A 13,083-nucleotide genomic window follows, 5' to 3' on the forward strand; every position below is an offset into this window, starting at 1 on the left:
TTGTTGTGGTGGGGTACGGCGGCGGCAACGAGCATGTGTCCGCTGACCGTCAGCAGCGGTGGGTGAGGTACCGAAGAGGATTCAGGCCGCGAGGGTTCGTAGTGAGGCATGGCTCCACGCTCGTTCGCGGCGGCTCTCGCGTCCAACACCTGTCTGGCCAGCATTAACGCACATGTGTTGTCAGTGCTGGTCGCGGCGGTAGATTGCCCGGATGCCCCGCGACTTCGATCCTCGTCTCCTGCGCGCCTTCGTCGCCACTGCCGAGGAGCTCCACTTCACGCGCGCCGCCAGCCGGCTGTACGTGGCTCAGCAGGCACTGAGCCGGGACATTCGCCGTCTCGAACGGGACCTGGGCAAAAGCCTGTTCGTACGAACCACTCGCCAGGTCGCCCTCACGCCCGAAGGTGTACGGCTCCTGCCGTACGCCCGGGATGTACTCGCTGCGCACGATGCCTTCTCCCTCGCGGCTTCGGCACGCGAGGTACGGCCGCTGCTCGTCGACGTGGGAGACCTGGTGGCCACCGGCAACCAGGTGTTGGAGGAGACCCGGCGCACCCATCCTGAACTGGAACTCGTCGCCCGTTTCCACAGCGGCCTCACCGGAGCCGCCCGGGAGATCCTCGACGGCTCCCTCGACGCCTCCTTCGGACGGTTCGCCGGGCTCGCCCCCGCCGTGGCCGCGCAGCTCGCTCACCGCCCGGTCCGCTACGAGCGGATGGCCGTGCTCCTGCCCGACGACCACGCCCTGTGCTCGAACGACCGGATACCGCTGAAGGCCCTGGCCGGCCAGACCCTCTACGCCGCGGCGGGCAACCAGTCCGCCGCCGAGTGGACCGACCTCGCCACCCGGCTGTTCGCCGGACATGGCATTCACCTGGCGGAGCCGTTCCCGGAGATCGAGGGTCCGGAGGAGTTCATGCGCGTCATACGCAAGCGGGGCTGGTGGGTGCTGGCGAGCACGGAGTTCATCGACGTTCCCGGCATGGCCCGGCGACTGCTGAGCGACCCCGTACCCCTCTCTCCCCTCTCCCTGGTCTGGCGTGTCGGCCTCGATCATCCGGCGCTCGACGCCCTGGTGGACACCGCCCGGCGTCTCGCGCGAGAGCACCACTGGCTGGATCTTCCGCCGGATGCATGGCTGCCATCGGAGGACAGGGCGGCAATGCAGGAGGATGCCGTGACCCACGCCGGGAGACCCTCGCGCTGAGCACGGTCTGACGATCTTGATGTGGCTGGTGTGATCACGGCACCGGAGCCGTCCTGAACAGCCCCGTTCGCCGAAGTGAGCCCGCGCTCCTTCGGGAAGCGGGAAGCTGGTGTCAGCATTGCGCCGCGAGGGTGCCGACGCAGTACGGCGGGGTCGGCCGTGGGGCTTACCGCTGGAGGACCGCGTGCTGCCGGTCACGGCCTACCGGCGCACGAATCTGACGATGCGCCAGATCGCACCAATGCTCGGTGTCTCGAAGTGTCCTCATCGTGGACGGCACCCTGCTTCCCACCCGTGACCACACGATCGCCGTGCAGTCGAAGAACTACCGCTATTCCACGGCCCATCAAGTGGTCATCGACGCCGACACCCGCCTGGTCGTAGTCGTCGGCCCGCCGTCACCGTGGGGACGAGGAACTGCCCGGCGAGAAACAGGAAGCAGAGCACAGGTCCACGACACGTCCCACGGGCAGATCCCCGCGCCGAAGCAGTGATCGCGGGATCGGGGCAGGAGGGACCCCGGTCAGTCCCAAGTGCCCGGATGTCAGTGCCCGCACCTATGGTGCGGTGCATGATCACGTTCACTGTCGACGAGTCCTGGGACCGCATCGAGAGCTGGCTCACGAGGCATGCCCCCGTCACCCACGGACTGCTGCGACCGCCGGCCGCCCCGGCGGACATCCGGGCGGCCGAACTCCGGCTTGGCTTGGCCTTCCCGCCCGACCTGAAGGAGTCGCTGCTGCGGCACGACGGCGTGGAGCTCCAGGACGGAACGCTCCGGCTCGACCACGACGGACCGCTGTCCGGAGTCGCGGACATCGTCTCCAGTACCGAGTTCCTGCGCGAGGTCGGTGAGGACGCTGCCGAGGACGAGGCGGAGCTCACCGAGGAGGAGCGTGACGAGTACGCGTACTGGCCGCACGAACGACTGCTGGTCACCCTGGGAATCGGCTGGCAGTCCTCCGACGGGCTCTTCCTGGTCACCCGCCCCGGCCCGCACCACGGGCGGACCGGCCGGTACTTCGACGAGACGGGCTCGTCGTTCGCGCCCTGGTCGGGGCTGCGGCACTTCCTCTCCGACTTCGCCACGGCCCTGGAGAACGGCCTGCCCTTCGACGGCCGGACACCACTGGCCCACGAGGGCCGGCTGATCTGGGACGGGGGCACCACGGTCGTCGCCGACCCGACCTCCGCCCTCGACCTCGCCGCACGGGCCGCCGAGCCGCAGGTCCCCGCAGCGGAGCCCGCCCCGCTGGCCCCGCCCGTCCCGCAGGCTGACGGGGCGTACACCGTCATCACCTTCGGGGGCAGCGGATTCTTCGGCCCCCAACCCGAACTCCCCGTGCAGCCGGACGTCGTGTTCGTGGAGGGCATCGACCCCGGAGAAATGCTGGAACGGCTGGGCGCCGTGCCCGCGACCGCCGGACCGCGCACCCGGGAACAGGCTCGGCTGTCCGCCGACGCGCCCTGGGCCGCCCACCGCCCGATGGTCCGGGCCGGATCCTGCGGCAAGGGATGGTCGTACGCCACGCAGGAGGGGGGTGACACGGAGTTCGACCGTCCCGAGGTGCTGGGACAGCTGTCCCGCGGAACCCGGGTGGTACGGCTGACGAAGCAGGGTTACGAGGTACGCGTGACCGTCGTGGAGGACGGCACGGAGCGGCCGGAGGCAGGCCACCGGGTCGAATCGCCGCGCGAGGACTATGTGACCGGCCCCGACGGACAGCCCGCGCTCGCGCCCGACGGTCAGCGGTGGCAGCGGATCGGTGTCGATCCCTGGCCCGGCTCGACGGCCGCCTACACGCGGCTGCTGGCAGGCCTGACGGCGGAGTACGGCATCGGCTGGGATCCGGCGGACGACACAGCAACACCACTGGCCAGCGCGTTGCTGCTGCCGGTCCTCGACGAGGTGCCGGAGGGGTGGCAACCGGTCACCGAGGTACGCGACTTCGACCTCGGTGCGGTCGTGGAGCGGACCTCACCGGAGCGGTTGCGCTCCGCGGTTGCGGCGCAGCTGAACCGGCTGGCGGCGGAGACCGGCATCGACGGCTACCCGGAGATCGCCCGGGCGCTGGAGCAGGTCGGCCGGGGCGAGCCGGTGGACCTCCCGGCGGACGAAGCCCTCGACCTGCGGATGCGTACGATCCGCGCGGAGGCCCGGGCTGTCCGCGGGACGCTCGACACGGCCAGCCGTCAGCCGGACGCGGCGCCCGTCACCGAGGCCGACTTCCTGGCCTGGCACGTACGGGATACGGCGGCCGGGGCCCTGCGCCGGTTCCTGCTGCTGCCCCTGCCCGCAGCGGCGGCTTCGATCCTGAACCTGCGCATGTCCGTGCACTGGCGCGACGAACTGGCGGCGGACCTGGCCGACTAGTCAGCCGCCCGGGAGCCGCGGCCGTGGAGGAAGGTGCCGGTCGCTGTCGGCATTCGGGGTTCGTGGCGTCGTACCCGCGGGGAGGCTGGTGGCCGACGACCGGAGGCGGGGGCAGCACCTGCCTCCAGGAGCTTCAACTTGTCTGCCTGTCAACGGTATTGGACCTCTCCCGTGACGAGATCGCCCTCACCGCCATCGGCCACGGCTCCTGGCTGGGTGGGCTCCTCGCCGACCGGATCGAAATCGCAACCCCGCCATCCTCAGCGCCGAAGTCGGCAACGGGCCTTCCTCCCGCGCCCGCCGACGTCGCTCCAGCGGAGTGCGCGCCCATACCGGTGTCCACCGTCCGCCGCAGCGTCTGGACGACCGCCCCGAAGTCCAGGCCGCGCGAGGACACACCGCCGGACGGCGCGTGCCAGGTGGCCCGGGGCGCGGTCCGCAGCCCGTAATGCCTGTTCGGCGCGGTGGACGTCCCGGCCGGATCGTGCCGGTCGGCGAACCGGTGAACCGCCGTAGAGAAGTTGCTGTTGAAGGGCTGGGAGGAAACGCTGTCCCCGCAGCGGGAGTTGTGGGTGCGCATCGTCTGCGTCGAGGACACTCCGGTGCCCGGCACGGACGACCGGCCTGCGTCCCCGGTCGTCCCGGCTGGAGTTCCTGCGCACGCCGGCGGGCGCACCGTCCGCCGCAGGGTACGGACGCGGGCCGCACGGGTGGCGGCTGGGTGCGGCCGTGGACCGGCCCCGAGGGCGCCGTCCGCGAATTCCGTTGAGCCCGCACCCTGCCGTCGTGTTGGCTGGCAGCACCGGACCGTGAAGACCGCGGGTTCGTCCGGCCGAACAGCCAGGGAGTGGAACGTGCAGGACACCGGCATCGACCCCGTCGCCCACAATCGGGCGGCCTGGGACACATACGTCCGCAAGGGCAACGAGTGGACCCGGCCGGTGAGTTCGGAGGTGGTCGAGCGCGCCCGTGCCGGTGACTGGTCGGTCGTACTCATCGGGCACGAACCGGTCGACCGCTCCTGGCTGCCGGCCGACCTGACCGGCAAGGACGTGCTGTGCCTGGCCTCCGGCGGCGGCCAGCAGGGTCCGGTCCTCGCCGCCGCGGGCGCGCGGGTCACCGTGTTCGACAACTCTCCCGGCCAGCTCCGCCAGGACCGGACGGTGGCCGAGCGGGACGGTCTCGATCTGCGCACGGTCCTGGGTGACATGAGCGACCTCGGTGCCTTCGGCGATGCCGAGTTCGACGTCGTGTTCCATCCGGTCTCGAATCTGTTCGTACCGGACGTGGCACCGGTGTGGCGCGAGTGCTTCCGTGTCCTGCGGCCTGGCGGGACGCTGCTCGCCGGCTTCCTCAACCCCGATGTGTACCTGTTCGACCACGACGCGCTCGACGAGCGGGGCGAGCTGAACGTCGTGCACACCCTGCCCTACAGCGACGTCGCGCGGTACTCCGCCGAGGAGCGCGCCGCGAAGTTCGGCGCGGACGCCGCCCTGGAGTACAGCCACACCCTCACCGGCCAGATCGGCGGGCAGCTCGCTGCGGGGTTCGTCCTCACCGGGTTCACGGAGGCCCGGCACCAGTCCGACGCGTCCGCCGCCTACCTGTCGCACTACTTCGCGACACGGGCGGTCAAGGCCAAGCGCGGGTGAGCCGGGAGGGACGGCACCGGGGCACCACGTGCCGCGGCCGTCCCTTCCGTTCCCGTGCGGTGTCACTCGCTCCGATGAGCGGCAGCGCGAGTGAGCAAGTGCACACAGCAACCGACCTCGACGCCCCGGAACGGCCGGGCCTCACACGCCCCGGAACGCCCGGCCCGCCGAACTGGACTGCTGCGACCGCCTGCTGTACGACCTGGTGAACGCCTGCGGTGTCCTGCCTCCCTCGTGAGCCGGCCCGCACGCACGCCGAGGTACGGCGGGACGGCACGCGGCTCCACGACACCCTTGCCCCCAAGCGGCACGGGGCACGAGAGCCGAGGACTCCGCTTTCGGCCGGAAGGCCGTGCCCGGCCGGAGAACCGTCGGCCGATGCGGGCAGCCATCCCGTACGAAACCACTACGGAGGACCACCATGGCCTCAACTCTCCGCCCGCTGAGCCCCCTTGGGCAGCGCACCCTCCTGCTGACCACCGCGGCCGTGCCGTTGACCGGCTGGACCGTGCACGCCGTCGTCCTGCACAGGCGGCTCGCCTCCTGCCGACGCGACCCGCTCACGGGGCTCCTGCGCCGTGACGCCTACACCGCCCGCGCCCACCGGATCCTGCGCCGACAGGGCGACGACACCGCCGTGGTCCTGATCGACGCGGACCACTTCAAGGCCGTCAACGACCGCTTCGGGCACCTCGGCGGAGACACCGTGCTCGCCGCCTTCGGGGCCCGGATCACCGCGTGGGCCGGCCCGCACGCCTCGGCGGGCAGGCTCGGGGGCGACGAGTTCGCCGTCGTCCTTCCGCTGACCGCCGCCCGTCGGCATCAGCGCCTGGAGCAACTGGTACGCATGCTGCGCACGCCGGTCCGGCTGGACGACGGCCGTACGGTCGAGGTCTCGGCCTCGGTGGGCGTCGCGACCCCGGACACGATGGGCACCCGTGACCTGTCCGCCCTGCAGCGGGCCGCCGACGCGGCGATGTACGAGGGCAAGCACACGGGCCGCGCACGGTTCGCCACTCTCGCGCACGCGGCCACACCGTCCGTGAACGGCCGCCGCGCGGGCCGGCCCGGCACCCACCAGTGGGGACGGGCGGCATGAGCGCCGTCCGCCCGACCGGTTGAAGAAGCTCCGGTGATGTCCTCGGCACGCCGACCGCCGTACGCCGTACAGCGCGAAAGACCGATGATGCCGTGCGCCGGGAGAAACGTGCCCGGTGCACGGGAGCGCCGGACCGCGCCGGGCACCCGGCCCCGGCGCGGTCCGGCGACGTCACGGCCCTACGGTGTGTAGACGGCGGCGCTGCCGTAGAGCTCCTTGGTGAACGCCGAGACGTCGGCGCTGCGGTCGCTGCCGTCGAGGTTGTACGTCAGGTAGACGCCGTATCCCTCGCTGACCGTGCGGCGGGCGAGGGAGGCGATCGTGTTCCGGGAGGTCCCGCCGATCTCGACAGCTGCGGGTGACAGCTTCGACTTGGGCAGGGCGATGCCCGGGACCTGCCAGGAGCCGTAGTACGGGTTCCAGGCGTAGTCGAACTTCGAGGAGACGTTGACGCCGCCGTAGGACAGGCGCGAGGCGGCCGGGCCGATGTTGTAGAGGCTGATGATCTTGCCTGGCATGTTCGCGCGCAGCGCCGTCACCAGATGCACGAAGGAACTGCTGTTCGGCTGGCCGGTGCCGTTGTTGCCGTATTCGGCGTACTCGTCGTCGAAGTCGATGCCGTCGAGACCGTACCGTGCGACGGCGTCGGACAGCTGCTTCGCGAAGGCCGAAGCGGCCTGCTGGGAGGGGAAATTGGCGAAGCCCGCGCCCTGGTGGTTGCCGAGCACGGACAGGACCACCTTGATGCCCTTCTGCTGCAAGGGCCGGATCTCCGTGACAGCGTTATCAAGNACCACCGAGGCCGGCCCCTGTTTCCTGGCGGCGGGAGCCGCCGTCGCGCCTGGTGTGGCGGTCATGGCGCAGGTGAGTGCCGCGACGGCCGCGAGGGCCAAGGCGGCCTTCCGTGCTCTGTTCCGTACCGAAGCGAACATCGTTGATCGGTCTCCTGTCACGGGGGTCGGCACCCGGCCTGTCCGAGGCCGGGCGGGTCCTCAGAGTCTTCCGGCCCCGCGCCCGGAACCCGAGAGGCGTGAGTGAACTCTTCACAACCTCCGCCCACAGAGTCGAGGTCTCGCGCCTCGTGGCGTGTTGCCCGCCGTGAGTGTGTCTGTCCGTGTCCTGGGTGGTGCGCGCAGGGTTCTTCCGGAGGCCGGAGACGGTTCTTCTGGTCGTCGGGGAGCGGGGGCGGGAGGTGTCAGGCGTGGCCCGCCGAGCCCGGCGCGTCCTCGCGCGGGCCGGGGGCTCGTCGCTCGGGCGGCTCCCGGCGGGCTCAAAGGGCCAGCCCCGCAGGGGCGTGGTGATCGTCGCGCACACGAGCAGCCCTCCGCCGGTCCGGCCCTCGTCCCAGGTGCGGCCGGACTCCTGGCCGTACACGCGGGAAGCACCATAGAGGGTCGTTGGAACTGCTGGTGTCGCCACCGAACCGGAGTCCCGGCTGCGGGACGCGGTCGCCCCGGCCGCACGCGACGCCCGCCCCGCCGGGGAGGACGACGGCACGTTCCCGCAGTAGCCGGTCACCGGCACCCCGACGGTGAACTCCCGGCCGGGGGCCGGTGACCACGGCGGGCCCCACGACGCTCCCGGTCACGACGCCGCCGAACGCGCCCGCTCGTTGCCCGAACCCGTGGCCGAGCCCGAGGGACCGAGGGGCGCGCGGCCCGTCCCGCCCGGCCGGACGAGAAGGCGCGCCAGTCTCCCGATGTGACCATTCGACTCCCCTGAGCTACAAGTGGCTGTCATGCTGGGCGGGTTGACGCGAGTGGCCCGCCTCCGGTCGGTCGCTGGTCGGCCCCTGGGCGAGCGGTCGAGGCGAACGGGCTGCGGGCCCCGCCCCTCCCCCACCGGTTCCTCCCCGGGCGGGCCCCGCATCTGCCCAACCGTCCTCGCGGGCCGACCGCGGGGGCGCCCGGTCCGCGCCGGTCGGCGCGGCCGTCGAGAAGGAGAAGATCACCATGTCTTCTGGCACCAGATCCACCCAGCTCCCCTCCTCCCACAGACGTCTGCGACGGCGGCTGACCGCCCTGCTGGCCGGTTCCGCCCTGTGTGCCGCCGGACTGTCCGCGACGGGTGCGGCACCGGCCGCCGCGGCCGGACCGGCGCCCGCCGCCACCCCTGTCGCCTACGTCGCCAACTACGGCTCGGACACCGTGTCGGTGATCGACACCGCCACCAATGCGGTGACCGCCACCGTTTCCGTCGGGTCGGCACCGGCGGGAACGGCTGTGACACCCGACGGCGCGAAGGCCTACGTCACCAACGAGTCCTCCTCGTCGGTGTCAGTGATCGACACCGCGACCAACACCGTCACCGCGACCGTTCCCGCCGGGGCCGGCCCGAACGGGGTGGCCGCCTCCCCGACCCGGGTCTACGTCACCAACTACCCGGCCAGCACGGTCACGGTCCTGGACACCGCGACGAACACGGTCACCGCGACCGTCCCGGTCGGTGCCGGGCCGAAGAGCGTCGCGCTGTCCCCGGACGCCGCCAAGGCCTACGTCGCCAACAGCGGCGGCAACTCCGTCTCGGTGATCGACACCGCGACCAACGCGGTGACCGCGACCATCCCCACCGGCAAGCCCAACGCCCTCGCGGTGACCCCCAACGGGACCCGCCTGTACGTCACTTCGGACGTCGACGGTGTGGCCACCGTCATCGACACCGCCACCCAGACCGTCACCACCACCGTCCCGGTCGGCAGCCGGCCCTACGGGGTGGCCGTCTCCCCCGACGGCTCCCGCGCCTACGTCACCAACGCGGGCAGCGACACCGCCTCGGTCATCAGCACCGCGACCAACACCGTCACGGCGACCGTGCCCGTCGGCGACTTCCCGATCAGCGTCGCCACGACCCCCGACGGCAGCCGCGCCTACGTCACCAACCTGGCCGGCGACACCACCTCCGTGATCGACACGGCGAACAACACCGTGACCGCGACCGTGCCCGTCGGCAGCACCCCGGCCAGTGTCGCGGTCACCCCGGCCCCGGCACCGCCGCAGGCCGCCGACATCGACGTGAACCTCACCGCGCAGCCACGGCTCAGCATCCTCGTCCCGTACCTGACGTACACCCTCACCGTGCACAACACCGGTCCCGCCCCGGTCACTTCCGCCACCCTGAAGGCCGTCCTGCCGCAGGGCGCGAGCGCGACGAACCTTTCCCCGGGGTGCACCGCCGCCTCCGCGACCGTGACCTGCTCCTACGGTGCCATCGCCGACGGAGCCAGTGCCGCCAAGACCTTCCGCGTCCCGCTGAGCCTGCTGGCGCTGGGCCAGGTGAAGGTCACGGGCACCCGTACCGCTTCAGCACCCACCGATTCCCAACCGGCCAACGACACCGCGAGCGTCACCTGCACCGTCGTCTCCGTCCTCCTGGCAACCTGCCCCTGACGTACGCACGCGACCGGTGCGCCCGACCACCGTCGGGCGCACCGCGGGTACGCCCGGGAACGGGGACGGCGGTGGCGGGGGGTCAGCCCACCCGGCCGTACCACACGGCCTGTGACCAGATGCGTTCCAGCCGTACCACGGCGCCGGTCCTCGGCGAGTGCCAGATCTTGTTGCCGCCCGCGTAGATGCCGACGTGGTACACGCTGCGGCCCCGGTGGAAGAACACCAGGTCGCCCCGCAGCCGGTCCTTCGCCCTGATGTGCCGACTGGTGCCGTACTGCGCCTGGGCGGAGCGCGGCAGACTGCGGCCCGCCGATTTGAACGAGTAGAGCGTCAGGCCCGAGCAGTCGAACCGGTACGGGCCGCTCGCCCCGTACTGGTAGGGGGCGCCCCTCTTCGAGGCGGCGACGTCCAGCGCCTTCGCGGCGTGCGGCGCGGCGTGGGCCTCCGGAGCAGCGCCCGGAGTCACCAGGCCCGCTCCCGTCACCGCGAGGGTGAGAGCCCCTGCCGTGGAAACCCGGGCGATCATCGACGGAACATGGACATGCGCGGTCATGCACAACCCTTCGTCGACCAGACATCCCGGCGACACCCGAGGTGGCACACCACCAGGACCGCCCCGCCACGACGGCGAGGACGTGTCGTTCGTTCCGGGGATCCTGCACCGGCGGACCCGGATCGGCGGTGAGGACGGAGAGCGGAGAAATACCGTGGCGCAGGCCCGTCCGGGTCGGTCGAGGACGTTCGTACGGTCCCGGACCGTACGCCCGCAAGCACCCCGGACCAGCAACAAAGGCCGCGCCCCGCACGACGCCGGCCCTGGGGAGAAGCGCACCTCGAAACGGTCTGTGCGCCATGCGTGCACACCCCGCACGAGTGACACGTACGCACCCACATGCGCGCCCCGCGCCACCTCGCCGCCAAGGCCCCCGGGCGCGAGACCGGCTCTCGGCCGCGAGCAAGGTGCCGGATAGGCTGGCGCGGGGCGGGACCCGGCAGTGTTCGCCGGCGGACAAGGGGCAGGGGGATGGCATGAAGTGGGCCAGGCGAAGCGGCGGCAAAGTGCCCGCGAGCGCGGGGCCGTTCGTCATCGGCGGGGTGTCCAAGGAGAAGGAGAGGGGGAACGGGCCTGCGGCCGTCCTTGCCGGATCGGCTCCGGCACTGCTGGGTGCGGGCGGTCGGGTTCTCCAGCGGTTTCCCGGTACCGGCAGTCGGGTGATGGAACTCGCCACGGGAGCGGACCCGGTCATTCTCGGCATCACGCACCACGGTTCCGGCCACTTCGTCGTGGACGCCCTGGGCGGCGGGATGCGCTCGGGTTCCCAACTCGTCTACACCGAAGGCCCGTTCGCCTGCCGGTCCCTCGTGAACGCCGACGACCGTCCGGTGCGTGCGCTGCGGATCCAGGCGGACGGCCCGTGGACGGTCGAGGTGTCCGGCGTGGACGACGCCGTCGTCCTCCACGGTCGCGCCGAGCGCCCCGCCTCGGACGTTCTCCGGTACGAGGGCGGCCCTGCCGTCTCCCAACTGCGCTACACGGGCACCCCGCGCGCCTCCGACGGCGGCTACTTCCTCGTCGACACCTTCGAGCCCGACGGCTCCGGCTTTCTTGACGAACTGGCCAACCACGTCGGCCCGTGGACGGGCGAGGTCCCGCTCCCCGGACCGTGCCTGATCTCTGCGCGGTCGGACGGTCCGTGGTCGATCAGTGTCCGGGCCGTGGGCGGCGGGGGCCTCCGGGCCGGTGACACTTCCGTATGAGTAGAGACGCCGAGGTCATCGTGCTCGCCCGCCGGTCGGACGAGGTGATGGAACCGCTGACCCGGGACGACCCGGAACGCACATGGCGAGGCCGCTTCGTCCCGATCGCGGGGCACTGGGGCTACGAGTTCGGGTGGGCCCTGGAGTTCGAGAAGATGCATGCCCGCAGGGGCCTGCTCAAGCACCTGGAATCGCTGCCGTGGCCGCATCCCCATACGGTGCAGGTTCTGCTGCGCGATCAGGACGACGACTGTTTCGGGCTGTGGATGTTCCAGGGGGACCGGCTGGTGGAAGTCGCCATTCCACGCACCGAACGATTCCACGAGCCGGCCCCGCCCGATGAGGACTGCGAACCCGACCCGGGCATACTGCTGCGCACCGACCAGGGCACGGCTCTGCCCGAACAGACCCCGCGAGCACTCCGCGATCCCCGCCCGCCCTGGTAGACCGAGTGCGGCCACTCGTCCGGGGCCGGACAGCGGGCACAGCGGCCGTCCCGTGGAGGACGTACACGCGCTTGCCGAAGCGCGTGGCGACGGTGCGGTGGGCCGGACCTCGCGTCGGGCGCGATGCAGAGACGCTTGCTCGCGTCCTGCACGGCGTGCCCCGGCGAGCGAAGCCGTGCGTAGTAGCTGTTCTCCGCCGTTTCGGCCCGTCAAAGGGCCTCCTCTAGTGTTCGGGCATGTCTTCACTCAGCTTGCGTCACTCGGCGCGCGGGGTCGTCCTGGACAGGGAGGACCGCATTCTGTTGTGCCGTGGTGTGCTTCCGGGGGAGGTCGTCTGGATCGCGCCCGGGGGTGGGATCGAGGACGGGGAGTCGGCAGAGGAAGCACTGAGGCGGGAACTGGTCGAGGAGGTCGGACTCGCCTGGGAAGGTCCCTTGCGGCACATATGGCACCAGCGGCTCGTCGGGCCCGAGTACGCACCGGGCCACGACGGTGTCGTCAACGACTACTTCCTGGTGCGCGCCGAGGCGTTCGAGCCGGTCGGCAGCCTGTCGGCAGCCGAGCTCGCTGCCGAACACCTCACGGCGTTCCGGTGGTGGCGGCCCGATGAGATCGCCGATTACGAGGGACCGGAGCTGTTCGGCCCCCAAGACCTGGCGGCGCTGCTCGCCGAGTTGACTGCCCGGGGGGCTCCCGCAGCTCCGGTCGTCATCGGGCTGTAGCCGGGAGGCGTGCCGGAGCTCGCAGCCGAGGCCGCTGGCGAAGGTCTTGCCGGGGACGCCCCACCCGCCCCGGTGGTGGGTGGGGCGCGGGCGTACACCGCACTCCTCGTCCGTACGTGTCACAAGCGGGGCGCGCACGCCGTCGGCGGCATGGCCGCGCAGGTCCCGGGCATGCAAGCAGCGGCCGCCGGGGCCGCGTTCGCCGCCGTACGGCTCGGCGAGGAGCGGGAGGCGGGAGGCGGTTTCGACGGCACGTGGGGGACGCATCCCGGGCTCGTGCCCCTCCAGGCGTCGGTTTCGGGCCGGCATCGCTCCTCGACCGGCTGCCGCTCGCCGGAAGACAAACGGCGCGAACGATGATCGGTACCCCGGACGGGGTGCCGATCCGCTCGGCGACGCACTGCGTCAGCGTCCCGGGACACACCGGCGGAACTGC

The 13,083-nt window shown here is 71.7% G+C and carries 10 protein-coding genes and 3 pseudogenes; 10 read left to right on the forward strand and 3 right to left on the reverse strand.

From position 1 onward, the window contains the following. The first annotated feature begins 211 nt into the window (after positions 1-211). From IE269_RS30755 to IE269_RS30775, 5 genes and pseudogenes are all read left to right on the forward strand, one after another. Positions 212-1,207: a LysR family transcriptional regulator gene (locus tag IE269_RS30755; RefSeq protein WP_189826493.1), complete on the forward strand. Its 996-nt coding sequence runs from the start codon at positions 212-214 to the stop codon at positions 1,205-1,207. Between the two features lie 75 nt (positions 1,208-1,282). After that, positions 1,283-1,668, forward strand: a pseudogene (locus tag IE269_RS30760) (IS5/IS1182 family transposase); the annotation flags it as partial. Between the two features lie 110 nt (positions 1,669-1,778). Next, the gene (locus tag IE269_RS30765; protein ID WP_229898489.1) at positions 1,779-3,581 is read left to right on the forward strand and encodes an SMI1/KNR4 family protein; all 1,803 of its coding nucleotides are present in this window, start codon (positions 1,779-1,781) and stop codon (positions 3,579-3,581) included. Positions 3,582-4,435: 854 nt separating this feature from the next. After that, complete coding sequence (locus IE269_RS30770; RefSeq protein WP_189826494.1) at positions 4,436-5,233, forward strand: class I SAM-dependent methyltransferase; 798 nt, start codon at positions 4,436-4,438, stop codon at positions 5,231-5,233. A 421-nt stretch (positions 5,234-5,654) separates the two neighbouring features. Next, positions 5,655-6,332, forward strand: coding sequence for a GGDEF domain-containing protein (locus tag IE269_RS30775; protein ID WP_189826495.1), 678 nt, complete (start codon positions 5,655-5,657; stop codon positions 6,330-6,332). A 179-nt stretch (positions 6,333-6,511) separates the two neighbouring features. On the opposite strand, the gene IE269_RS30780 is transcribed toward IE269_RS30775, so the two are convergent. Next, the gene (locus IE269_RS30780) at positions 6,512-7,264 is read right to left on the reverse strand and encodes an endo-beta-N-acetylglucosaminidase H (RefSeq protein ID WP_189826496.1); all 753 of its coding nucleotides are present in this window, start codon (positions 7,262-7,264) and stop codon (positions 6,512-6,514) included. Positions 7,265-8,284: 1,020 nt separating this feature from the next. Here IE269_RS30780 and IE269_RS30785 point away from each other — a divergent pair. After that, positions 8,285-9,718, forward strand: coding sequence for a beta-propeller fold lactonase family protein (locus IE269_RS30785; protein ID WP_189826497.1), 1,434 nt, complete (start codon positions 8,285-8,287; stop codon positions 9,716-9,718). A gap of 82 nt (positions 9,719-9,800) precedes the next feature. On the opposite strand, the gene IE269_RS30790 is transcribed toward IE269_RS30785, so the two are convergent. Continuing rightward, a complete protein-coding gene (locus IE269_RS30790; protein ID WP_189826498.1) occupies positions 9,801-10,274 on the reverse strand; it encodes a C40 family peptidase in 474 nt (157 codons plus the stop codon). Between the two features lie 476 nt (positions 10,275-10,750). Here IE269_RS30790 and IE269_RS30795 point away from each other — a divergent pair, with 476 nt between their 5' ends. The 3 genes from IE269_RS30795 to IE269_RS30805 all read left to right on the forward strand — a co-directional run bounded on the left by IE269_RS30795 (position 10,751) and on the right by IE269_RS30805 (position 12,647). Next, positions 10,751-11,479 carry a hypothetical protein gene (locus IE269_RS30795; protein WP_318299664.1) on the forward strand — a complete coding sequence of 243 codons (729 nt, stop codon included), beginning with the start codon at positions 10,751-10,753 and terminating at the stop codon, positions 11,477-11,479. Continuing rightward, positions 11,476-11,925 (forward strand): hypothetical protein, encoded by a 450-nt coding sequence (locus IE269_RS30800; RefSeq protein ID WP_189826499.1) that lies wholly within the window; start codon positions 11,476-11,478, stop codon positions 11,923-11,925. Before IE269_RS30795 ends, IE269_RS30800 begins: the two co-directional genes overlap by 4 nt. A gap of 236 nt (positions 11,926-12,161) precedes the next feature. After that, positions 12,162-12,647 carry an NUDIX domain-containing protein gene (locus tag IE269_RS30805; RefSeq protein ID WP_189826500.1) on the forward strand — a complete coding sequence of 162 codons (486 nt, stop codon included), beginning with the start codon at positions 12,162-12,164 and terminating at the stop codon, positions 12,645-12,647. On the opposite strand, the pseudogene IE269_RS43865 reads toward IE269_RS30805, so the two are convergent. Continuing rightward, positions 12,633-12,728 (reverse strand): annotated as a pseudogene (locus IE269_RS43865) (short-chain fatty acyl-CoA regulator family protein); the annotation flags it as partial. The gene IE269_RS30805 and the pseudogene IE269_RS43865 sit on opposite strands and share 15 nt — an antisense overlap. Positions 12,729-12,734: 6 nt before the next feature. On the opposite strand from IE269_RS43865, the pseudogene IE269_RS43395 reads away from it, so the two are divergent. Continuing rightward, positions 12,735-12,932: pseudogene (locus tag IE269_RS43395) on the forward strand (malate synthase A); the annotation flags it as partial. Between the last annotated feature and the right edge of the window lie 151 nt (positions 12,933-13,083).

The organism is Streptomyces spiroverticillatus, from assembly GCA_014650415.1.
In the GTDB taxonomy this organism is placed as follows: domain Bacteria; phylum Actinomycetota; class Actinomycetes; order Streptomycetales; family Streptomycetaceae; genus Streptomyces; species Streptomyces spiroverticillatus.

Excerpts from the sequence above, each read along its gene's own strand:
- IE269_RS30755 (WP_189826493.1), top strand. The coding sequence starts at position 212 with ATGCCCCGCGACTTCGATCCTCGTCTCCTGCGCGCCTTCGTCGCCACT.
- IE269_RS30765 (WP_229898489.1), top strand. The coding sequence starts at position 1,779 with ATGATCACGTTCACTGTCGACGAGTCCTGGGACCGCATCGAGAGCTGG.
- IE269_RS30775 (WP_189826495.1), top strand. The coding sequence starts at position 5,655 with ATGGCCTCAACTCTCCGCCCGCTGAGCCCCCTTGGGCAGCGCACCCTC.
- IE269_RS30785 (WP_189826497.1), top strand. The coding sequence starts at position 8,285 with ATGTCTTCTGGCACCAGATCCACCCAGCTCCCCTCCTCCCACAGACGT.
- IE269_RS30790 (WP_189826498.1), bottom strand. The coding sequence starts at position 10,274 with ATGACCGCGCATGTCCATGTTCCGTCGATGATCGCCCGGGTTTCCACG.
- IE269_RS30795 (WP_318299664.1), top strand. The coding sequence starts at position 10,751 with ATGAAGTGGGCCAGGCGAAGCGGCGGCAAAGTGCCCGCGAGCGCGGGG.
- IE269_RS30800 (WP_189826499.1), top strand. The coding sequence starts at position 11,476 with ATGAGTAGAGACGCCGAGGTCATCGTGCTCGCCCGCCGGTCGGACGAG.
- IE269_RS30805 (WP_189826500.1), top strand. The coding sequence starts at position 12,162 with ATGTCTTCACTCAGCTTGCGTCACTCGGCGCGCGGGGTCGTCCTGGAC.